The 20,773-nt window shown below is 49.1% G+C and carries 21 protein-coding genes; 14 read left to right on the plus strand and 7 right to left on the minus strand.

The genetic code is table 11. From position 1 onward, the window contains the following. Positions 1–7 precede the first annotated feature (7 nt). Entirely contained in the window at positions 8–328 is a 321-nt protein-coding gene (locus OCV69_RS06605; RefSeq protein WP_022274434.1) for a hypothetical protein, read from the plus strand. 9 nt (positions 329–337) lie between these two features. After that, positions 338–1,060, plus strand: coding sequence for an NUDIX domain-containing protein (locus OCV69_RS06610; RefSeq protein ID WP_158356988.1), 723 nt, complete (start codon positions 338–340; stop codon positions 1,058–1,060). A 56-nt stretch (positions 1,061–1,116) separates the two neighbouring features. Here the strand turns inward: OCV69_RS06610 and OCV69_RS06615 are convergent, their stop codons facing one another. Further along, positions 1,117–2,358 (minus strand): 6-phosphofructokinase, encoded by a 1,242-nt coding sequence (locus OCV69_RS06615; protein ID WP_158356989.1) that lies wholly within the window; start codon positions 2,356–2,358, stop codon positions 1,117–1,119. Between the two features lie 302 nt (positions 2,359–2,660). Here OCV69_RS06615 and OCV69_RS06620 point away from each other — a divergent pair, with 302 nt between their 5' ends. Further along, positions 2,661–3,155, plus strand: a complete 495-nt coding sequence (locus tag OCV69_RS06620) for a helix-turn-helix domain-containing protein (RefSeq protein WP_252207708.1) — start codon at positions 2,661–2,663, stop codon at positions 3,153–3,155. On the opposite strand, the gene OCV69_RS06625 is transcribed toward OCV69_RS06620, so the two are convergent. Continuing rightward, positions 3,130–3,372: a helix-turn-helix domain-containing protein gene (locus OCV69_RS06625; RefSeq protein WP_022274430.1), complete on the minus strand. Its 243-nt coding sequence runs from the start codon at positions 3,370–3,372 to the stop codon at positions 3,130–3,132. The two genes, OCV69_RS06620 and OCV69_RS06625, sit on opposite strands and share 26 nt — an antisense overlap. 123 nt (positions 3,373–3,495) lie before the next feature. On the opposite strand from OCV69_RS06625, the gene OCV69_RS06630 reads away from it, so the two are divergent. Further along, the gene (locus OCV69_RS06630) at positions 3,496–3,921 is read left to right on the plus strand and encodes a hypothetical protein (RefSeq protein ID WP_022274429.1); all 426 of its coding nucleotides are present in this window, start codon (positions 3,496–3,498) and stop codon (positions 3,919–3,921) included. A gap of 32 nt (positions 3,922–3,953) precedes the next feature. Then, positions 3,954–5,291 (plus strand): FAD-dependent oxidoreductase, encoded by a 1,338-nt coding sequence (locus OCV69_RS06635; RefSeq protein ID WP_158356990.1) that lies wholly within the window; start codon positions 3,954–3,956, stop codon positions 5,289–5,291. Between the two features lie 93 nt (positions 5,292–5,384). Here OCV69_RS06635 and OCV69_RS06640 read toward each other — a convergent pair whose 3' ends face one another. Both OCV69_RS06640 and OCV69_RS06645 read right to left on the minus strand, forming a co-directional pair. Further along, the gene (locus tag OCV69_RS06640; protein WP_158356991.1) at positions 5,385–6,029 is read right to left on the minus strand and encodes a flavin reductase; all 645 of its coding nucleotides are present in this window, start codon (positions 6,027–6,029) and stop codon (positions 5,385–5,387) included. Positions 6,030–6,063: 34 nt separating this feature from the next. Continuing rightward, a complete protein-coding gene (locus tag OCV69_RS06645; protein ID WP_158356992.1) occupies positions 6,064–6,672 on the minus strand; it encodes a DUF1836 domain-containing protein in 609 nt (202 codons plus the stop codon). A 134-nt stretch (positions 6,673–6,806) separates the two neighbouring features. On the opposite strand from OCV69_RS06645, the gene pcrA reads away from it, so the two are divergent. From pcrA to OCV69_RS06675, 6 genes are all read left to right on the plus strand, one after another. Further along, positions 6,807–9,080, plus strand: a complete 2,274-nt coding sequence (gene pcrA, locus OCV69_RS06650; RefSeq protein WP_158356993.1) for a DNA helicase PcrA — start codon at positions 6,807–6,809, stop codon at positions 9,078–9,080. A gap of 101 nt (positions 9,081–9,181) precedes the next feature. Beyond that, positions 9,182–9,505, plus strand: coding sequence for a hypothetical protein (locus tag OCV69_RS06655; protein WP_022274425.1), 324 nt, complete (start codon positions 9,182–9,184; stop codon positions 9,503–9,505). Between the two features lie 77 nt (positions 9,506–9,582). Then, positions 9,583–11,250 carry a 23S rRNA (uracil(1939)-C(5))-methyltransferase RlmD gene (rlmD, locus tag OCV69_RS06660; protein ID WP_158356994.1) on the plus strand — a complete coding sequence of 556 codons (1,668 nt, stop codon included), beginning with the start codon at positions 9,583–9,585 and terminating at the stop codon, positions 11,248–11,250. 24 nt (positions 11,251–11,274) lie between these two features. Continuing rightward, positions 11,275–11,523, plus strand: coding sequence for a DUF6061 family protein (locus tag OCV69_RS06665; RefSeq protein WP_007488104.1), 249 nt, complete (start codon positions 11,275–11,277; stop codon positions 11,521–11,523). Between the two features lie 133 nt (positions 11,524–11,656). Continuing rightward, positions 11,657–12,028, plus strand: coding sequence for a BlaI/MecI/CopY family transcriptional regulator (locus OCV69_RS06670; RefSeq protein WP_007488105.1), 372 nt, complete (start codon positions 11,657–11,659; stop codon positions 12,026–12,028). After that, entirely contained in the window at positions 12,025–14,607 is a 2,583-nt protein-coding gene (locus OCV69_RS06675) for a M56 family metallopeptidase (RefSeq protein ID WP_158356995.1), read from the plus strand. Before OCV69_RS06670 ends, OCV69_RS06675 begins: the two co-directional genes overlap by 4 nt. A gap of 71 nt (positions 14,608–14,678) precedes the next feature. On the opposite strand, the gene OCV69_RS06680 is transcribed toward OCV69_RS06675, so the two are convergent. Genes OCV69_RS06680 through OCV69_RS06690 form a run of 3 tightly spaced genes read right to left on the minus strand, consistent with a single transcriptional unit; the run spans position 14,679 to position 17,651 of the window. Next, positions 14,679–15,854 carry a sigma-70 family RNA polymerase sigma factor gene (locus tag OCV69_RS06680; protein ID WP_007488109.1) on the minus strand — a complete coding sequence of 392 codons (1,176 nt, stop codon included), beginning with the start codon at positions 15,852–15,854 and terminating at the stop codon, positions 14,679–14,681. A 44-nt stretch (positions 15,855–15,898) separates the two neighbouring features. Beyond that, positions 15,899–16,531: a hypothetical protein gene (locus tag OCV69_RS06685; RefSeq protein WP_021683574.1), complete on the minus strand. Its 633-nt coding sequence runs from the start codon at positions 16,529–16,531 to the stop codon at positions 15,899–15,901. After that, the gene (locus OCV69_RS06690; RefSeq protein WP_039996407.1) at positions 16,524–17,651 is read right to left on the minus strand and encodes a DUF6076 domain-containing protein; all 1,128 of its coding nucleotides are present in this window, start codon (positions 17,649–17,651) and stop codon (positions 16,524–16,526) included. The genes OCV69_RS06685 and OCV69_RS06690 overlap by 8 nt, the downstream gene beginning before the upstream one ends. Before the next feature lie 222 nt (positions 17,652–17,873). On the opposite strand from OCV69_RS06690, the gene OCV69_RS06695 reads away from it, so the two are divergent. The 3 genes from OCV69_RS06695 to OCV69_RS06705 all read left to right on the plus strand — a co-directional run bounded on the left by OCV69_RS06695 (position 17,874) and on the right by OCV69_RS06705 (position 20,677). Beyond that, positions 17,874–18,494, plus strand: a complete 621-nt coding sequence (locus OCV69_RS06695) for a CHC2 zinc finger domain-containing protein (RefSeq protein WP_039996408.1) — start codon at positions 17,874–17,876, stop codon at positions 18,492–18,494. Then, on the plus strand, positions 18,469–19,848 hold the full coding sequence (locus OCV69_RS06700) for a DNA primase family protein (protein ID WP_117515291.1): 1,380 nt from the start codon (positions 18,469–18,471) through the stop codon (positions 19,846–19,848). Before OCV69_RS06695 ends, OCV69_RS06700 begins: the two co-directional genes overlap by 26 nt. 367 nt (positions 19,849–20,215) lie before the next feature. Then, entirely contained in the window at positions 20,216–20,677 is a 462-nt protein-coding gene (locus tag OCV69_RS06705) for a plasmid recombination protein (RefSeq protein ID WP_331485656.1), read from the plus strand. Positions 20,678–20,773 lie beyond the last annotated feature (96 nt).

Consider the following 20,773-nt stretch of genomic DNA (forward strand, 5'->3'; position numbering starts at 1 on the left):
GATACAGATGGAAAAGAACAGCACTGAGTTTATGCAGCAGGTATATGATCTGGCAACCGGAGCCTATAATCCTGGAAGCAGCATCGTGGCAGAGAATGCCTTTGTGGAAAATGTGTTCAGCGAGGGCTCTGTCTGTGCAGAGGCTTACAGGGAGGTGTATGCCGCCGGAGAGCGCCTGTGCAGACGCCTGGGCGTGCAGTTCGGCGACGATGTGGACGTGGAGGCCATTGTGGACAACATGATGGAGATCCAGAGGGAGATCGGCCTTAAGATGTACGAATACGGCTGGTATTTTGCCAAAGGCGGAGACGGGATCCATAAGGTATAGGAGTGTGTCATGGCTTTTTTGGAGGATCTGAAGGGATTTTACGGAACTGGCGAGAAAAACCGGGCGGGTCAGAGCCTGGAGGAGTTTCTGGACAGGTATGATCCCAAAAAATATGACTGCCCCAGCTGTACCACGGATATTGTGGCGGTACAGTGTGATGAGCCGCTCCGGTCCTGGGGGCAGCCCTTAAAGCTTCTTCTTGTCAAACGGGGCAATCATCCAAGCATTGGCTGGTATGCCACGCCGGGAGGCTTTGTGGAGCTTAAGGAGGATCTTTATGAGGGTGCGGCCAGAGAGCTTCAGGAGGAGACCGGAGTGACGGGACTTCCGCTCCAGCAGCTTCGTACCTGGGGCGCTTATGACAGGGATCCCCGGTGGCGGGTGATCACGACCTCGTTCCTGGCTCTGGCGGAAGGCGATCTGCCGGTGAGGGCCGCCGACGACGCGGCGGATGCGCTGTGGATGGATGTGTCGCTCCGTCTGGTCTCGGAGGAGGACGGGCAGCAGCGGAAGGAGATATGGGAGCTTTGCCTGGACCATGAAGAACGGAAGGTCCATGTGGCGGCCCGGGTAGAGCGTACATATTTCCCGGATGCCGTGCTTCCCAGGGAAAGATACAGGCTCCTGTGGGCGGACGGCCTGGCTGTGGACCACGGCTGCATCATCACCCAGGCGCTTCTTTATCTGAAGGAGCGGCTGGAGGAGAGGACAGGCGGAAAGACAGTCCGTTAAATAGGAAGACCGGCATGTGATCCCGAAAGGAACGGCATGCCGGTTTTTCTGATGGTTTAAGGCTTTATGCGGGCGGCCGCGCCTGGCTGCCGGTAAAGATATCTGGGAAGCCCGTTTTCCATGATCCGTTTCGGTTCACCCTGGATCAGCGGCAGGATATAGGGAAGGAAGCTGTCTGTTACGTCAGAACCGCCCTCAGAGATCCATTCTGCCGGAAATTTCTTTTCCTGGTTGCAGATCCGTCCCACCGGCTCCAGGCAGCAGGAAAGCTCATAGGGGACATCAGAGATCCTCTGGAAGGCTGCCATTTTTCCTGTTTCCCCGGAAAGGGCGGCGCGGACTCCGAAGGCGCCTGCCATGGCAGACTCCTCGATATCTGTTCTGGAGGCCAGCATCCCGCTGCATCTCTGGCTTACATTGAGCTCAATGGAGCGGACCTTGACGTGGAACCGGTCACGGACGAAGGATTCCAGGACCTCTCCGCAGCCGGTGAGCATTTTGTGTCCGAAGGAATCCAGCTTTGCGGCGTCGGAATATTCGCAGATAAAGGTTCCTCCGGCGTCGGCAATGCCCTCGGAAACGCAGACGACCACATTGGCTGTTTTTTCAAAGGCATGCTCCAGATCCTGGTAAAAGGCTTCCAGCTCAAAGGGAGCCTCGGGGAGGTAGATGAGGATAGGGTTGTCTCCCTCATATTTTCTTGCCAGCTTTGAGGCAGCTGTGAGCCAGCCGGCGTGGCGTCCCATGATCTCGATGATCGTCACAGATCTCTGCTGGTATACAGAGGCGTCCAGGACGATCTCCCGGACCGTGGAGGCCACATATTTTGCAGCGCTGCCGAAACCGGGCGTATGGTCTGTGAGCACCAGATCGTTGTCAATGGTCTTGGGAATGCCGATGAACCGTACATCGCTGCCGGTCCGGGCAGCAAAGCGGGAAAGCTTATCCACCGTATCCATGGAGTCGTTTCCTCCCACATAGAGGAAATATCCGATGTTCATTTCGCGGAGATTATCAAAAACAGCGGAATAGACAGCGTCCGTCAGATCCTCCGGGAGCTTAAAGCGGCAGGACCCCAGATAAGCGGCGGGCGTCAGCCGGAGGAGCTTCAGCTCTTCCTCGCTGAGGGCAGTCAGATCTGTGACCTGGTCCGCAAGGAAGCCCTCAATGCCGTTGAGCATCCCATAGACACGGCCCTCCTGCCCTGCCTCCTTCCATGCCTGTACTGCGCCGCAGAGGCTGGCGTTTATGACGGCGGTGGGGCCGCCGGACTGTCCGATCACTAAATTCTTCATAATAAATCCATTCTCTCCATTCTAGTGCGATTTAGAGTCAGTACTTCTTACTGCCGGCGGTGGGATCATTTATCTCCGGGCCGGCGTGCTGTACGGAAATATTATAATACAGGAAGAAAGAAAATCAATCAATTTTTTCAGACTGGTATAGATCTGGGAAAAGCGGCAATAATAGGAGTATCACCAAAGAGAAAGATTAATACTTATCCTCCCCTTTTTAATCGGCTCCGGTACGAAGTTCGTACTGGGGCTGTTTTTTTTCACTATTGAACCAATGGTTCAAGACAACGCGGCTGATTTCGTGTATGATAGAAGCAGATGAAAAGAATCTGGAAGGACAGGCAGGTGATGGGATGGTAAAGATATCGAAAGAGGAGACAGGAAAAAGGATACGCAGACTCCTGGCAGAGAGCGGGATCACAGTCCGGGATGTGCAGGAGGAGCTGGAGCTGGACAGTCCCCAGTCTGTTTACAAATGGCTGAAAGGGAAGGCTCTCCCTTCTCTGGATAATCTCCTGGTCCTGGGATGTATGCTGGATCTGCCTGTGGAGCAGCTTCTGGTCCTGGAGGGGAAGGAGGATGAGGAGATCGTACAGAGGAGGAAAAGGTGGGTCAAAAAACGCCCGCATATTCTGTGCGCCTATGTCCTCAGGACCCACAGGAACCTGGAACGGATCCAGATGATACTGAGTGATACCAGGACCGACTGGAAGCCGGAGAAGCGCAGTGGGATCTGGAAGGAGGCTCCGGAACCAGAAAACGGAAGGAATTCCTTTAATCCAGAAGCTCCGCGTAGGTGACGTTGAGGACCTTGGCCAGGGCCTTCAGCTCAATGTCTGTTATAAAGCGTTTGCCGCTTTCCATCCGCTGGATCGCATTTTTATCAATATCAAGGCCTTGTACCTGGAGCATATCGGCCAGCTTCCTCTGGGAGACATTTTTCATCTCCAGGCGCAGCTTCCGTATTTTTTGTCCGCATATATTATTTAGTCCGTGTTCTGATTTGTTTTTGTACATCGCTTTCTCCCCTCAAGACATTCACTGATTGTCAGTAAGATAAATATATGTTAAGATGGACCGGGAGATGACATTTACTAGATGTCGAAAATAGATTTTATTAAAAGAAAGAGGGGTTCATTCATGAATTATAAGGAACTGGCAGAAAAAGCCCGTGAAATAAAAGCCGACGGAGAGAGATTCCTTGCACAGTATGAAAATGAGATCGTGGATTTTCTGAGAGAGGATGCAGAAGACGCGGAGAGCCGCCTGCAGAAGGAGATCTTTTTTGAATTTCTGGATAATCTCCATGGAATGTGCCATCTGGCAGAATATATGGGACTGGAGGTCGTAAAGGAGGGGGTTCTGGGTCTGGATAGCCAGGGAGAGATGACGCTGGACGGCGATATCCTGCCGCTGATGACAGAAGTAGAGGTGAAACTGTATGACAAGGAGGAGGAGCAGGAGATCTGGACCAGGACCTATGTGGCCGGGGCAAAGAAGCGGTATCTGGTGGGAATCGACCGGTCCTGCCCGCTAATTGGAATGCGGGCACGTATGCGTGGATAAAAAAGGGGAATAATAGGGCCAGAGGTGATGAAATGAGATCCATCTGGTCCATAAACGACATACAGAAGAAAGATAAACGGGAACCTCTTCCGGAGCACATTTCTGCGGCCGTGATCGGAGGGGGGATGGCAGGGATCCTTTGTGCATGGTTCCTTATGGAAAGCGGTGTGGATACAGTAGTTCTGGAGGCAGGGACCGTTGGGAGCGGGCAGACGGAAGGGACCACGGCTAAGATCACATCCCAGCATGGACTGATCTACAGCAGACTGACAGAGACCATGGGGGCAGAAGCTGCGGCCCAGTATGCCCAGGCCAGCCAGACAGCTATCGATCAGTATGAGCGGATCGTGGATTCTGCGGGGATCCAGTGCGGTTTTAAAAGGCTGCCCTCCTATCTGTATACAGAATGCGGGGAGGGGATGAAAAAGCTGGAGCAGGAGCGTTCTGCCGCTGTGAGGGCCGGGATACCGGCCTCTATCGTATATGATACCGGCCTTCCCTTTCCGGTGAAAATGGCCCTGCGGTACGAAAATCAGGCCCAGTTTGATCCCATTGGTTTTTTATATGGTCTGTCGGATTCCTTAAAGATCTGCCAGCATACCAGAGTCCTGCAGGTAAAGGGCCATGAGATACGGACTGACCGGGGAACTGTGAAGGCAGACCATATTGTTTTTGCATCGCATTTTCCGTTTCCCCGCTGGCCGGGCTTTTACTCAGCCAGGATGCACCAGGAAAGAAGCTATGTACTGGCTCTGGAAACAGAGGACTGGGACCTGGGGGGAGTGTATTATGGGATCGATCCGGATGGACTTTCCTTCCGGAATGCCGGTGAACTGGTGCTTGTGGGCGGTATGGGACACCGGACAGGAGAGGGCAGGATCAAGGATCCCTATGGGGAGCTTGAGAAAAGAGCGGGGAATATCTGGAAAAAAGCCGAGATAAAGGCGTCCTGGTCGGCCCAGGACTGCATGACTCTGGATTCAGTCCCCTATATTGGCGTTTTCTCAAGGCTTCGTCCGTACTGGCTTGTGGCCACAGGATTCGGAAAATGGGGAATGACCAATTCTATGGTTTCCGCCATGGCGGTCTGTGATGTGGTTACTGGACAGAGTATGAAGGAATGGGAGCTGTTTTCTCCCCAGAGAAAAACTTTTTCAGCCTCATATAAAACTTTTGTGAAAGAAATGGGACATTCCATTAAGAATCTGGCTGTATTGGGAGGACCAAGATGTCCCCATCTGGGCTGCCGGCTCCAGTGGAATCCAGCAGAGAGGACCTGGGACTGTCCCTGCCATGGGTCCAGATTCCGGGCAGACGGAGAACTTCTGGATGAACCTTCAAAAAAGAATATAAAAAATCCCGGCTGTTAAAATACAGCCGGGAAATCCGGAACCCAGATCATTTTAAGGAGCTTCCAACGGTCCGACACTCTGGATCTCTCTGGATTGACGATGCAGGAGCCATTAGCGCTCCTGTTTTTTAAATACAGACTTTGGCTGTTTACAGATCGGGCACTTCCAATCGTCGGGAAGCTCCTCAAAGGGAGTTTCCCCTTCATATACATATCCGCATACGGAGCAGACATAGGCTGTCTTTGGAATGGTTTCTTCCTCCTTCAGATAAGTAGGAGCATTTTTGGGGCTCTTTCCCTTTACCACAGTATGATAATAGGAATAGGTCATTGCCGGAGCATTTTCCAGGTTATCGGCATCCAGAACCTTTCCAAGGAAAACTGTGTGGCTGTCGGTCTCCATTTTGTTGACGACTTGGCACACGATATACGCGCAGGCATCCTCGATCACTGGGAGGCCTTCGACAGTCTTATAGGAGACAGAATCAAATTTATTGACATTTTTTCCTGACTGGAATCCAAAGGTTCCGATGATTCCAGGATCGGTGTTTTCAGAAAGGATGGAAATAGCAAATTTTCCGGTTCTTTCAATGCAGGAATTGGTATAGTTGTCATGGTTGATGCTGATGGCAATGGACGCCGGATCGGATGTGATCTGCATGGCGCTGTTGGCGATACAGCCCGTAGGCCGGTCCCCATCCAGGGAAGAGATCAGATAGACGCCATAAGAAAGTTTTCGGAATGCGGATTTGTTCATACTAAGCCCTCCTGTGATCACTTGTGTTATGCAGTTATTTCTTTTTCGCTGGCGGATATTCGTCCCGGATCTCGTCTGCGAGGCGCTCGATCATCTGCTTTTTCAGATACACATCGAAGGCAAGCTCACAAATGAAGGAAAAGAGCTGGAGCGCATCCTTCTCACCGGGATCTTCCACGTCGGAAAAGGTTTTTTCTGCTGTTTCAAATTTTGCTTTTACGTCATCCTTTAATTTATCCATCTGGCTGTGTTCCATGGTAAATACCTCTGTATATACCTGGGACAGAGGAAGCGGAGCTTCACCGAAGTGGTGCTCTGTGATATAGGACAGAATGGTCTCAATATCGTTAAAATTCAGCAGATTCTTAAAGTAATAAATAAATACCAGAAGCAGGATATGATCCTGGGTGTATTTTTTACGTACCGGAGAGGGAAGGAGGTTGTTTTTGGCATAGTTATTGATCATAGTCTTTGTGAGTACCTTGTCCTCCGGATATCGCTTCAGCTCCCCCAGGTGCTTCTCCATAAAGGTAGTTACCTGGTCCATATAAAGGTCGATCTGCGGGATATCTTCAACTTTTATGTGATCCAGGCTGTCCAGGTGCTGGAACAGCCCTTCTAAGCGTTCTTCATTGGTTTTCATGGTGAAACTCCTTTCAGTATTTATTATATAGTATTAAAAACTAGATGACAAGAGACAAATACGATTTTCTCGTTTTATTGGACAGCATCCAGGGAATCTGGTATAATACGAATCTGACAAGAAAGGGGAATATCATGAAGAGTTTTGAGACACTGAACCCAATGCAGCAGCAGGCTGTTTTACATACAGAGGGTCCCCTCCTGGTACTGGCAGGAGCCGGATCCGGAAAAACGAGGGCATTGACCCACCGGGTCGCCTATCTGATCGAGGAAAAAAATGTGTCGCCCTGGAATATCCTGGCGATCACCTTTACGAATAAAGCGGCAGGAGAAATGCGGGAACGGGTCAACGGGTTGATCCCCCAGGGAGCGGACAGCGTATGGGTCAGCACCTTCCACTCGCTTTGCGTCCGGATCCTCAGACGTTTCATTGAAAATCTGGGGTACGAGTCCAGCTTCTCTATTTATGACACCGATGACCAGAAAACACTGATGAAGCAGATCTTTAAGGAACGGGAGATCAATGGAAAGCTGTATAAGGAGCGCGGAGTGCTGGGGATCATTTCTTCGGCCAAGAATGAGCTGGTCACGCCGGAGGAGTTTGCCCTGGAGAGTAAAAAGGACGGCTCTGCCCGCAGCCAGCAGATCGCGGAGCTATATAAGGAATACCAGGTGCGGCTGAAGAAGAATAATGCCCTGGATTTTGATGACCTTCTGGTGAAAACTGTGGAGCTTTTTGAATCCTGTCCGGAGGTTCTGGACTATTACCAGGAAAGATTCCGCTACATCATGGTAGACGAGTATCAGGATACCAATACGGCCCAGTTCAGGCTTGTGAGCCTGCTGGCCTCCAAATACAGGAACATCTGCGTGGTGGGAGACGACGACCAGTCCATTTACCGGTTCCGAGGAGCCAATATAAAGAATATACTGAGTTTTGAGGAGGCGTTTCCTGGCGCAAAGGTCATTAAGCTGGAACAGAATTACCGCTCCACAAAGACCATCCTGAGCGCGGCCAATGAGGTGATCCGTAATAATGAGGGGAGAAAGGATAAGACCCTCTGGACAGAAAATGAGACGGGAGAGAAAATCCGTGTAAAGCTGTTTGACACGGCATACGATGAAGCGGAGGGAATCGTTTCCGACATTATGAAAAGGGGAGGTTCCTGGAAGGATTCCGCCGTTCTTTACCGGACCAACGCCCAGTCCCGTATCCTGGAGGAGAAATTTGTCACCCATAATATCCCTTACCGGATGGTGGGCGGCGTGAATTTCTACCAGAGAAAGGAGATCAAGGACATCCTGGCGTATTTAAAGACCATTGCCAACGGGCGGGACGACCTGGCGGTTCAGAGGATCATCAATGTACCGAAGCGGGGGATCGGAGCCGTATCCATCGGAAAGGTAAACATGTATGCAGCTGAGCATGGGATGAATTTTTATGATGCGCTTTTAAGGATCGGGGCGGTGCCGGGCCTGGGAAAGGCTGCGCCCAAAATAGACCAGTTTACGGATGAGATCGGCCGTTTCCGGAAAAACTTAAAGGATGGAATGGCGATCCAGAATGTGATCACAGATATCCTGGAGTCCACAGGATATAAGGCGGAACTGATGGAGGAAGGCGAGGTGGAGGCAGAAACCCGTCTGGAAAACATCAGTGAGCTGTCCAATAAGGCTGTGGCGTACTGGGAGGACGCAGAGGAGCCGACCCTGGATGGATTTCTGGAAGAGGTGGCCCTGGTGGCGGACATCGACAGTATGGATGAATCTGAGGACCGGGTGGTACTGATGACGCTCCATTCGGCCAAGGGACTGGAATTCCCTTATGTATATATGAGCGGATTAGAAGACGGTCTGTTCCCCAGCAGCATGGCCATGTCAGAGGATCCCGAAGCTCTGGAGGAGGAGAGGCGTCTGTGCTATGTGGGGATCACAAGGGCCGAGAAAACGCTTATGATGACAGGAGCAAGGCAGCGGATGGTCAAGGGAGAGACACGGTTTTCCAGACCCAGCCGTTTCCTGGCAGAGATCCCGGAGGAATATAAAGAAGAGGAGAGGCAGGAGGATTCTGTATATCAGAGATCCAGGAGGCTTTCTTCGGATGATCTGGAGGATCCGGGCCTTCCGTGGGCCAGATCGTCTGGGATCAGTATGTTTGGTCAGAATCCTTACGTTTCAAAAAAGAGTGGGATGCCATCGGCCCAGCCAGCCTTTGGAAAGGCATTTACAGTACAAAAGGCTGCTTCTCTGGATTATGCGGAGGGGGACCGGGTCCACCATGTGAAATTTGGCGATGGAACCGTAAAGCAGATCGCAGACGGTGGAAAGGATTATGAGGTAACAGTGGAATTTGATTCCATGGGTGTCAGAAAAATGTTTGCATCATTTGCCAGACTTCAGAAATTGTAAAAAAAGTTAAAAAACGGGATAGTAAAATAAAAACAATCATGTTATACTGTAAACATGAATGTGGATTTCTGATCTTAAGAAACCAGAAAGGATGTGCCATGATGAACAAGTTTGACTTTATGGGAAAAGATGCCGTCAGTAAGATGGAGGACCTGATGAATGTATCCAGATTAAATGAACTGCTTCATAAAAAGGAAGAAGAAGAGAAAAAGAAAAACTGTATCCTCTGGGTGCTGGCGATCTTTGGCGCAGTAGCGGCAGTGGCAGCCATTGCGTACGGTGTGTACCGTTTCTTTACACCGGATTATCTGGAGGACTTTGAGGACGACTTTGACGATGATTTTGATGACGATTTCTTTGAGGATGAGGACGAGGAGATGCCTGTCAGAAAAGCAGAGGCAAAGGAAGAAAAGTCTGCGGAATAAGCAGGAGAGTACTGAAAAAAAGGAGAGGCTGCGGCGATTGCCTGCAAGCCTCTTTTTAAGTATATAAGGAGGCACGGATGAAAAAGGGAGAGATTTATACAGGGATCGTGGAAAAGGTGGATTTTCCCAATAAAGGAATCCTTCATATAGAGGATGAAAAGGTGGTCGTAAAGAATGTACTGCCGGGACAGACCGTGGAGGTGGTCGTTACCAAGCAGAAAACGGGAAAGTGTGAGGCGCGGCTTTTAAACGTGGTCTCCAGGGCGGCCTGCGAGACTCCGGAAAGGGCCTGCGTACATGCAGCCGACTGCGGAGGCTGCTCTTACCAGACGCTTCCCTATGAGGAACAGTTAAAGCTGAAGGAGGAACAGGTAAAAGGACTTCTGGATGAGGTGATCCGTGGAGAGTACCAGTATGATGGGATCAAGGCAAGCCCTCTGACCAGCAGCTATCGGAACAAAATGGAGTTTTCCTTCGGTGACGAGGTGAAGGACGGCCCGCTGGCATTGGGAATGCATAAGCGCGGGAGCTTTTATGATATCGTGACCGTGGATCAGTGCCTTCTGGTCCATGAGGACTGCTGCAGGATCTTAAGGGCGACCCTGGACTACTTTAAGGAAAAAAATGTAAGCTTTTTAAAGAAAACGAGCCACCGGGGATATTTAAGACACCTTCTGGTCCGCCGGGGAATGAGGACCGGGGAGATCCTGGCGGATCTTGTGACCACGACGCAGACTGCGGATTCCTGGGCGGGAAAGGAGACCGAGGAGGAGCTTTTGGAGGGATGGAAGCAGATCCTTCTGGCACTGCCCCTTTCCGGCTCCTTTGCAGGGATCCTTCATACAAAAAATGACAGTCTGGCAGACGCCGTTCTCAATGACGGTACGGACGTGCTGTATGGACAGGACTATTTTTATGAGGAGCTTCTGGGACTGAAATTTAAGATCACTCCATTTTCCTTCTTCCAGACCAATTCCCTGGGGGCGGAGGTGCTTTACGATACAGTGCGCCAGTACATAGGGGATACCAGCGGGCAAAAGGTGTTCGATCTTTACAGCGGCACTGGGACCATCGCCCAGATCCTGGCGCCGGTGGCGGAGCATGTGACTGGAGTGGAGATCGTAGAAGAAGCCGTGGAGGCGGCCAGAGAGAACGCTGCCCTCAACGGGCTTTCCAACTGTGATTTCATTGCAGGGGACGTTCTGAAGGTATTGGATATGCTGGAGGAGCAGCCGGATCTGATCGTCCTGGATCCGCCCAGGGATGGGATCCATCCCAAGGCGCTGCCGAAGATCATCCGCTATGGAGTAGACCGGATGGTGTACGTATCCTGTAAGCCTACCAGCCTGGCACGGGACCTGATCGTGCTGCAGGCCGGAGGATACCGGGTGGAGCGGATGGCGCTGGTGGATATGTTTCCGTTTACGGGGCATGTGGAGACGGTTGTCTTGCTTTCCAAGGGTGAGGTCGACTCGAAAAAGATTCGGGTTGAGTTCTCTTTGGAAGATATGGATATGTCCGAATTTCAGGATGGGGCAACCTACACCCAGATCAAAGACTATGTGCTGGAGCATAGCGGGTTAAAGGTATCCAACCTTTATATCTCACAGATTAAGAGGAAATGTGGGATTGAAGTTGGCAAGAATTACAATTTGCCGAAGTCCGAGGATTCCAGACAGCCCATGTGTCCGCCGGAAAAAGAGAAAGCAATCCGAGAAGCATTCAAATATTTTGGGATGATCTAACATCCCGCAAAATGGAGGTTTCTTATGGATAGATTGATTTCTTGTGAGTTTAACATGGATACCGCTTGTGTGGAACTGAAATTTTTAGATGGCAGCATGATTGCCATTGATACCATCGCCGTGGAGAATGAGGTTGCCGATAATATGTATCAGCGGTCAGAACTGGACTATCTGATCTACAATGATCCGATTGGATATGCTGATTTGATACTGAACGGTAATCCCGAAACCTATTTGAAAACTGTAACTGAATACAAACCGCTTGATAGCTAACCAATACTTTGCCCGTGGGAGAAATTCTGCGGGCAATTTTTTTGTATCTTTTCTGTGAACTCTATTGATTTTGGCTGTCTAATGCGGTAGACTATGTGTGAAGTCTAATGGTGTAGACAGGGAGGGCGTGAATATGGATTTTCCGAAGATTCACGAAAGTGAATATCGTTTTTGTTTGATTATGTGGGAGCATGAGCCGGTTACTGCTGTCGAGCTTGTAAAGCTGTGCCAGGATCAACTCGGATGGAAAAGGACTACGACTTATACCGTTATCAAGCGTCTTGGAGAGCGTGGTGTGCTGAAGAACGACAATGGCACTGTTACTTCTCTCGTTTCCAAAGATGAAGCCCAGGCGTGTGAGATCGATGAACTGGTTGAGAAAAAATTCGAGGGTTCTCTGCCTGCCTTTATCGCTGCTTTTACAAAGCATCAGGCTATGTCCGAAGATGAGCTTGATGAGGTACAGCGCATGATCGACCGCATCAGGAAAGGAGGTTCACAATGAACGAACTCTTTTTGAAAATTATCAACATGAGTATATCTGCAAGCTGGCTTATCCTGGCTGTGCTGATACTCAGGCTTGTTTTGAAGAAAGCTCCCAAGTGGGTCAATGTTCTGCTTTGGGGTATCGTGGCTGTCAGATTGATTTGCCCGCTCTCTTTTGAGAGCGCATTAAGCCTTATCCCAAGTTCAGAAACAATTCCGTTGGATATTGAAATGGCGGCCAAACCCACAATAGACAGCGGTGTTCCGGCGATCAATAGTGTGGTCAATCCTGTTCTATCCTCATTTGCCCCACCACAGCATGTATTGACGAGTGCAAACCCGCTTCAGATTTGGATTCCGATTTTGAATATTATCTGGTTGATTGGTGTCGGCGCCCTTCTCTTGTATACCGCAGTTAGTTATTGGCGCCTATGTCGTAAAGTGGATACCGCTGTTCGCTACAAGGGCAACATTTTCCAGAGTGAGAATGTAAGTTCTCCGTTTGTCCTGGGCATTATCAAACCGAGAATCTATCTCCCGTTCAACATGAATGGTCAGGATCTGGAGCACGTTGTTGCCCACGAACAGGCGCACATTCGCCGCAAAGACCATTGGTGGAAGCCTCTTGGTTTTCTCCTGCTGACGATTCATTGGTTCAATCCTTTGATGTGGTTGGCTTATGTACTTCTTTGCCGTGACATTGAGTTTGCCTGTGATGAAAAGGTCATCAAGGAACTTGGCAACGAACAGAGAGCCGACTATACACAGGCTCTTGTGGTCTGCAGCGTCAACCGTCGCATGATTGCGGCCTGCCCACTTGCCTTTGGTGAAGTTGGTGTTAAAGATCGTGTGAAGTCTGTGATGAATTATAAGAAACCTGCGTTCTGGATTATTATTCTGGCAGTCATTGCCTGTGTGATCGTTGCGGTCTGCTTTTTGACCAACCCGATGGGATTCCAATTCGATGAAGCAACACACACCATCGTTTCTGCAAATCATTTTGATATGCGAAATGCGGATGACGCGGTGGCTATTGAAATGAATCCCGCACAGATTAGTGAGTTGAGTTCTCGGCTGGCCGGGGTCAAGAACACGAAGAAGAGCGATGAATATGGTGGATTCACACCGGGATATCAAATCAGCGCACTCCTGGAGGATGGCACATATATCCGGATAAACGGTTATTCTCTCTCCGACAATGATATGGTAGATATCGAGTGGAACGGAGAACGGTATGTTGTATCCGACGGAGAGTTCCAAGATTATTTGAGTAGAATCTGTGTGGGAGGAGATGTCGCAGTTGCTGAACCTGTACCGTCTGTTACAAAATGGTTTGACTATCTTGAAACACCAGATGAGATGCAGTGGGGTGGTCGCCATGAGATTAATCTTCCAGAGTTCCCGGATGTGACTTTCCGTTGGACTTATGGAGAAATGATGGCTGTTACGGGTAACGAAATCACTTCGTTGTATACCGGGATGCCCATCTGGAACGCCTATTTCTGCGACCTCACCGGCGACGGCTTGCCTGAGTTGTGTTCTACAATCAGTTGGGGATCTGGCATGATTGATAACCGTGTCACCATCTATGACTATGCAAACGGAGCAAGCTATGAACTGTCTGATCGAGGATATTTCGATTTTACCCTCAGATTTAATGAAGCTGACGGATACCTCTATGTAGATAAAAAGAAATATAATACTGATGAACTGGTAGAAACTGGTCGATTGGTTTTCAAGAATAATTGTATTCAGATTGAAGGTTTTTCCAACGAAGCGCATCAGGTTTTCCAAGCTGAAATTCTGGAAGATCATAATGGTTATTATCTTGTGAAGCCTGTTGAAGGTAGCTGGGAACTGAATAGTGCAGACCGAATTGAAGTACCTATCAGAAATGCTCATCCATCACCAGAACCTGAAATCGGAGATGTGATTGAAATTGAATACTCCGGTGAAATCCTTGAAACTTATCCTGCACGAATTGCGGATGTTTATGGAATCAAGGTTATAAAGCAAACCGAAACATGGGACTTAATCCCTATGGTTATGGTGAACGGGACACTGTATCTTGATACTGGCCATGAAAGCAAAATAGAAGCAAGATGTGGTGTTATGGATGGAGAAATCACATCCCAGGTTGATGGAAATAAACAGCCCAGCGTTGACAATCAATCCAATTTTGGTACAGGATATGGTTATCAATACGGGGCAACTGAGGGAACCATTGAACTCTTTATGAATGGCAAGTGGTGGATCTTCGCTACCGAAGAAGCACGACAGAAAATCCAGTTCCCGTCCATAGAGGATGAAATTTCTAAGTTTTATCTGACCATTGGCTCTGAAGGCGTTAAGAGCATCAAGCTTTCAATGCCAAATTCCAGTGGCGGCTTTGAAAATGCAGATGGTTCTCTGCTCAAGAAAGGCGAACGCATCTGGCTCGAAAATCTCGATGGCTACACTGATCTGCGAGGATTAACAATAACTGCCCTGGGTGAAAACGGAGAAATCATCTGGACAGCATCAATTCCAGATGAAGAAGAAAACAAAGGATTTACCCATCTGGTAAATGATGATTGGGAAATCACAAATATCGAATAATTAGTTCCCAGCAAATAAACCGCTGCAATTCTCATTCCAAAGTGGGATGGATGTTGTAGCGGTTTTTCTTTTTATGGTTCAAATGCCACCATTGTTTCCTTTGGTAGTTTCTCATTTTCACAGTTCAGAAGATAGGCTACGGCCTTGTTCGCAAAGCGGTTGGTTTTTATCGTATCCCAATCGGCAAGATGGATGATCTCTGCTGTGCTGCTTTCAAAATCAAATGAAATCTTACCCCATTCGCCGTCGCAGTCTGCTTGGTATTCGTAGATTGCGGCGGCGATTTTCTTTTTTCGCTTGATCTTGGATTTCTGTTTTAGCCGGACTGCATGGATTGCGCCCTCGGCAACCAACAATTCCGTCAACTTGTCCACTGCTTTTCGGTAGGCTCGTTCTGCACCGCTGGCTGTACTGCCCTCAAACATAACCGCCAGTTCTTCAAAGGTGGGGCGGTTCTTCCATGAGCCGACACGCCCACAGGTCATACAGATCGCCAGCCGCTTTTCAAGCAAGGTTTGCTCCCGGTAATTCAGTTTCTCAAATGCCCGCTGCACCTTTTCTGCCTGTATGCCGTTCCAGAGGATATCGGTATAGTTCCAGCTATCGTCAAGGGCTACATCCTCGCCTGTTTCCTCGCCGTTCTCGTCTGTCACATAGAATGGCTGCTGATTGCGGATTCCACGGACAACTTTCAGATATTCTTCCGCAAGGGCAAGATCGCAGTTGTATTTCTTGGAAAATTCGTTGACCGCATCCTTGGTATTGTGGTACAGCCAAGCCATTGACCGCACCATTTTGTAATTGGTCAGAGAGGACACCGACCATTTTTCTTCGCCCATGCGAAAACGGAGCATAGCATCCCGGATGAACGGGAAAATGTATGTAGCATACTCTGCACCCTTGGCAAGGTCATAGTCCATCAGCTTTTGGAGCATTTGCTCCCGGCAGGAGAGCTTTATATCTATAAATCGGTCTGTGTCATACAGATCGCCGCCATCCACACCGAGAAAGTCTTTGATGCGCTTGTTAAGTTGCGGCTCGTAGTGGTGTAGGAAGAATGAGAAATATATCAAATTCTTTTCCTGCAAGGCAGACAGGATATATTCGTTCAGATTGCCCACCGCTGGAGGCTCCGGTTCCAGTTGGAAGATGCGCTCTGCCGCATAAGGAATGATGCCGTCACCGTGCGGATTGACAGCGTGTTTTGGTATGTATCCGGTCATGTCCCATGAAAAATCACTCAGCATAGCGCACCTCCTTTCGGTTCTTTCTCTATCAATATCGACAGTAATTATGCATCGAACTTTTTGTTAGTAGTATTATTTTCGTCGTCCATCATATCACTTAGCACGGCAAAAGCTTGGCTCAGCGGCACAGCCTTAGAAGTCCAGTTTTTCAAACTAAACAAGTTGGAAGATTCATCAAACACATCAAATTCGTCTGTCCCATCAGTGATTTTCTTCAAGTACAACATTTCTATCAAATACAAAGCTCCCAAGATATTTAGTACATTCTCCTGCTTTGCTTGCTTCAACTGCTCATAGCGGTTGTGCTTGACATCTGTAAATGCTCCCCACCATTGCAACGACTGTGCGGGCTGGGTAATATCCCAATTCATAAACGGTTGTATTTCGATATCGTATTCCTGTACACTGATTTTTTGATTTTTTATATCCGGTGTGTTGGTCAAAATATACTGTGCATAGTCTGCAACCGTTTTTCGATCCGTTGTATTGAAACCGCAAAACTCTTTGAATACAGTATCCAACTCTGCCCCTATGGCTTGAATTAAGAGGGCATATCCGTTAGAAAATGCATCAAAATTGTCCTCATGTAGTTCTACAAACTCTATTGATTCAACAAAACGCTTTTCGAGCATTAAGTAGTATTTCCAATGATTCTGACTAAGTTCTTTTCTATTCATGTTTGTCCCTTTCTTTGTATATTTTTGCACTTGCTTCCTTTTTCAAAGCCGCCTGGTCCATTTCTTTTTCATAAGCTCCCTTGGCATAGGCTACATTGCTCAATGCCCGGAGCATCTTATCTTTTGCCAGCTTTTTCATAACCTCTGCAAGATCAGCGTCCAGAGTACCACGCTTCACATAGCGGTTTATGGTGTTCAGCCGTTTCTCATAAATCTGTTTCACCGGATGATCGTCCGCAAGCTCCCGTTGTTCTCTGCCTTTCAGGTTGCCGATCTGCCGACAGGTGCGGTGCAGCTTGTCCCCCGGTGCATAGCCGCCACAGTATTTGGTGTGCCGTGCGTTGGTGGTCAGAAACCACTTGCCGCAGATTTTGCATTTCTTCGGTGCATGACCAACACACAGGCCCTCAAAGAGATCAGACCGGAACATCCCTACAAAGGATACATAGTGCATCCGCTTGACCAGCTTCGCAACTTTTTCGCCGGGACGGATGACGGATACATACTGAACGGAATTGTTCAGGGTAGACATCCAGGCATTGCCTTCCGTGATGGAAAACTCCGGCGGGAAATAGCTGCCGAACATTTTTGCAAAACCCTCTGCGGTGCGGTCTGCTTCGTTGCCGTCTGTTTTTTCTGCAAAATCAAGCATGGCCGTTTGGTATTCCCCAAGGGAGTATGCCAGATGCCCGAAAACTGCGGTATAGCGTTGGAGCATCATCGCATCGGTAAAGTTCTGGATTTCTTCAAATTGCAAAGAATTGGTTGCGGCTTTTATGGCAAACTCCACATATTTCAGCGCATTGTCCACAGTAAAGGCTTTTTCAATCCGTTCTCTGTGCTTTGAGATATTCATATAGGAGAACGGCGGTGTTTGACTGAGAATATCGAGCATCGTCAGAGCAGCTTCCTTTGCAATAGGACAGAGTGCAGAAGCATCCTGTCCGGCGTTTAATATTCCAAGCAGCAGATTGATTTTCTCGCATTGCTCGTTTATTTTTGCAATGGTATTCACAGGAACATTCAGTGCATCACAGGCAAGCGTACCGACAGGAAATGTTTTGCTCTCATATATGACCGTATCCTGCCAGAAATCCAATGTCATCAATTCTTGATTCATGCTTGCCCTCCTGTCCTGTTTTTTCATTTTTCTAATTATATCATGTAAATGTGAAGAAATCTACGTCCTCAGATAAGTTGTCCTGTTTTTTGAAACAGGATTGTCCTGTCATTAGCCTGTTTTTTGAAAAATCCGTCATAACCATAATAGAAGGAGCGAAGCACCTGCCAATCACGGCGGGTGCTTCGTGCTTTCCAGAATATTATGAACGGAGGGTTTTCTATGACAATCTATGAAACCATCAAGGCGGCAATCAGCGTCAAGCAAGCCGCCGAACACTACGGGCTGAAAGTGAGCCACAACGGCATGGCTTGCTGCCCGTTCCACAACGACAGGCATCCGAGCTTGAAGCTGAATGAGGACTATTTTTTCTGCTTCGGCTGCGGAGCCAAAGGGGATGTGATCGACCTTGTGGCAAGGCTGTTCAATCTGAGCAGTTATGAAGCAGCGCAAAAGCTGGCTTTGGACTTCGGGCTTGACCCGAAACCGCCCACTGCCGCAGCTATGGTCAAGCCGAAGCGTCCCTATATCCGTCAGTTCCGGGAGGATGAAATGCTGTGCTTCCGGGTGCTGACGGATTATTTGCATCTGTTGGAAGATTGGAAAGTGCGCTATGCTCCCAAGACACCGGAAGATGCTCTGGATGACCGTTTTGTGGAAGCCTGCCAGATGCACTGCCATATCGAATATATGGCAGATGTGCTGACGGTGGGTGATCTGGAAGAACGGGTGGCATTGGTGGACAAGCTGATGCAGGACGGCAAAATTGCTTTTCTGCAAGAGTATACCGCACGAAAGAAAAAGGAGGTGGCGCACCATGGCGAAGAACCGGAAAACGCCTGATATGAACTTGCCCATGTGGTTTGACGGGCAGAACATCAACGAAGCTCTGTTTTGTGAAGAATTTCTGCAAGAGCGCAGGATCATCTTCGCAAACGGAGCTTTTTTCACGCCCGATGGTCGAGTGACGGACGATCTTCCTCTGCGTGGGGAGATTTACGACAAGCTGAAATTCTGTGCCGTAAACAATATCCCCCGGAAGATCACCAACATTCTGGAAGTGCTGAAACTGGAAGCGCAAGTGCCGGACTTTCCACCGGAGCAGGATCGGATTCATTTGTCCAACGGTACGCTGCTATTGAACGGCACATTTACCGAGGGCAGACCGGCTATCGTGCGGAGCCGTTTGCCGGTTGCTTACAATCCCGATGCTACTGCGCCGGTGATCTGGCTGAACTTTCTGGATGGGTTGCTTTACGTCGAGGACATTCCAACTTTGCAGGAGTTTATCGGCTATTGCCTGATTCCCTCCAACAAGGGGCAGCGCATGATGGTGATTAAAGGCAACGGCGGCGAGGGCAAATCCCAAATCGGAGCTGTGCTTTCTGCTATCTTTGGCACGAATATGAAAGACGGCAGCATCGGCAAGATTTCCGAAAACCGCTTCGCCCGTGCCGATCTGGAACACATTCTGCTGTGCGTGGATGATGATATGCGGATGGAAGCCCTGCGCCAGACCAACTATGTAAAATCCATCGTGACCGCACAAGGCAAGATGGATTTGGAACGCAAAGGCAAGCAGAGTTATCAGGGCTGGATGTTTGCCCGGTTGCTTGCGTTCAGCAACGGTGATCTGCAAGCCTTGTATGACCGCAGTGACGGATTTTACCGCAGACAGCTTGTGCTGACTACCAAAGAAAAGCCTACTGACAGAGCTGACGATCCTGACCTTGCAGAGAAGATGAAAACCGAAGCCGAGGGCATCTTCCTGTGGGCATTGGAGGGTTTACAGCGGCTTGTTGCCAACAACTTTCAGTTTACGGAGAGTGACCGTATCCGGGAAAACAGGGAAGCGGTCAAGCGTGACAACAACAATATCTTTGATTTCATGGAATCGGAGGGATACATCCGGCGTAAAGCGGATGCGTCCATTAGCTCCAAGGATTTCTATGAAATCTACCGGATGTGGTGCGAGGAAAATTCCCTTGCTCCGCTGAAAGCCCGCAGCTTCAGCGACGCCATGATTGCCAATGCCGGGAGATTCAATCTGGAGCATTGCAACAACATCACCAACTCTGCCGGACGGCGGGTTTGGGGATTCATGGGAGTGGAAGCCATTGTACGACCTCATATAAATGGGTTTTACGGAGATTCGCCGTGTACGTACGTACCGGAGGAATGGCGGCAGGTCGAGTAAATCCCATTACTGGTACGTATGTACGCAGCAAAAGAGCGTAAAACGCTCGTTATAGAAACAGCACGCATCCTCTCGTTCGGGTTGTTTCTATGTCCACAGGTTTTTGAAAAAGTGTCTGTGGACACCGGCTGCAAGAGGAAGTTGACACAGAACGGCTCCATGCAGACGGGCTGACCATGGGAAAAGGCGCAGACATTTTCGCTTTGGTCAGCAGAGGTCGCCGCAGTGACCGCATCCCCTCTCGGGAGAGCCCACGGCACTTTGCAGCCAGTATGGATGAAAGTGTCATAGTGGGTTATTACACTTTGAAAAAGTGCCGTTCTCCAGCTCTCCGCTGTCTGCAAATTTCAAAGAAAGGAAAAATCCAATGGCAAGAAATGATGGAATCCACCGCACCGTAGCCCGGAATCAGGACTTGGAAACACCGGCTGATGTGGCAAAGGTACAGGAACACAATGAGCGTGAAAAGGACAGCTACAGCAATCAGGACATCGTACCGGAACGCACTTCTCTGAACATTCATTTCAAAGCACCCGCGGACGATTATGTAAAAATGTTTGAGCAGATGGAACAGGACGGTGTAATCTCCACAAGAGGTCTGAAACCGGATGCCGTCAAATACGGTGAGTTGATCTTTGATGTGAACTCTGCTTACTTCTACAATCACGGCGGCTATGAATTTGCAAAACAGTTTTATGCCGATGCCTATAAAGCCGCCGTGGAGATCGTAGGCGGTGAGCAGTATATCCTATCCGCTGTGATGCACGCCGACGAGCGCAACCGGGCAATGTCCGAAGCTCTGGGCGAAGATGTGTACCACTACCACTGATATTGTCAATATTGGTTGACACATTTATCTCAAAGATATCACTGCCTATGCAGCCTGTTCCAGAGATTGGTAGTATCTCTGTCGCTTAATTATCGG

The organism is Alitiscatomonas aceti (assembly GCF_025567195.1).
GTDB classification, from domain to species: Bacteria; Bacillota; Clostridia; order Lachnospirales; family Lachnospiraceae; genus Alitiscatomonas; species Alitiscatomonas aceti.

Coding starts and splice junctions, on each gene's coding strand:
- OCV69_RS06605 (WP_022274434.1), top strand. CDS start 8: ATGGAAAAGAACAGCACTGAGTTTATGCAGCAGGTATATGATCTGGCA.
- OCV69_RS06610 (WP_158356988.1), top strand. CDS start 338: ATGGCTTTTTTGGAGGATCTGAAGGGATTTTACGGAACTGGCGAGAAA.
- OCV69_RS06620 (WP_252207708.1), top strand. CDS start 2,661: ATGATAGAAGCAGATGAAAAGAATCTGGAAGGACAGGCAGGTGATGGG.
- OCV69_RS06625 (WP_022274430.1), bottom strand. CDS start 3,372: ATGTACAAAAACAAATCAGAACACGGACTAAATAATATATGCGGACAA.
- OCV69_RS06630 (WP_022274429.1), top strand. CDS start 3,496: ATGAATTATAAGGAACTGGCAGAAAAAGCCCGTGAAATAAAAGCCGAC.
- OCV69_RS06635 (WP_158356990.1), top strand. CDS start 3,954: ATGAGATCCATCTGGTCCATAAACGACATACAGAAGAAAGATAAACGG.
- OCV69_RS06640 (WP_158356991.1), bottom strand. CDS start 6,029: ATGAACAAATCCGCATTCCGAAAACTTTCTTATGGCGTCTATCTGATC.
- OCV69_RS06645 (WP_158356992.1), bottom strand. CDS start 6,672: ATGAAAACCAATGAAGAACGCTTAGAAGGGCTGTTCCAGCACCTGGAC.
- pcrA (WP_158356993.1), top strand. CDS start 6,807: ATGAAGAGTTTTGAGACACTGAACCCAATGCAGCAGCAGGCTGTTTTA.
- OCV69_RS06655 (WP_022274425.1), top strand. CDS start 9,182: ATGAACAAGTTTGACTTTATGGGAAAAGATGCCGTCAGTAAGATGGAG.
- rlmD (WP_158356994.1), top strand. CDS start 9,583: ATGAAAAAGGGAGAGATTTATACAGGGATCGTGGAAAAGGTGGATTTT.
- OCV69_RS06665 (WP_007488104.1), top strand. CDS start 11,275: ATGGATAGATTGATTTCTTGTGAGTTTAACATGGATACCGCTTGTGTG.
- OCV69_RS06670 (WP_007488105.1), top strand. CDS start 11,657: ATGGATTTTCCGAAGATTCACGAAAGTGAATATCGTTTTTGTTTGATT.
- OCV69_RS06675 (WP_158356995.1), top strand. CDS start 12,025: ATGAACGAACTCTTTTTGAAAATTATCAACATGAGTATATCTGCAAGC.
- OCV69_RS06680 (WP_007488109.1), bottom strand. CDS start 15,854: ATGCTGAGTGATTTTTCATGGGACATGACCGGATACATACCAAAACAC.
- OCV69_RS06685 (WP_021683574.1), bottom strand. CDS start 16,531: ATGAATAGAAAAGAACTTAGTCAGAATCATTGGAAATACTACTTAATG.
- OCV69_RS06690 (WP_039996407.1), bottom strand. CDS start 17,651: ATGAATCAAGAATTGATGACATTGGATTTCTGGCAGGATACGGTCATA.
- OCV69_RS06695 (WP_039996408.1), top strand. CDS start 17,874: ATGACAATCTATGAAACCATCAAGGCGGCAATCAGCGTCAAGCAAGCC.
- OCV69_RS06700 (WP_117515291.1), top strand. CDS start 18,469: ATGGCGAAGAACCGGAAAACGCCTGATATGAACTTGCCCATGTGGTTT.
- OCV69_RS06705 (WP_331485656.1), top strand. CDS start 20,216: ATGGCAAGAAATGATGGAATCCACCGCACCGTAGCCCGGAATCAGGAC.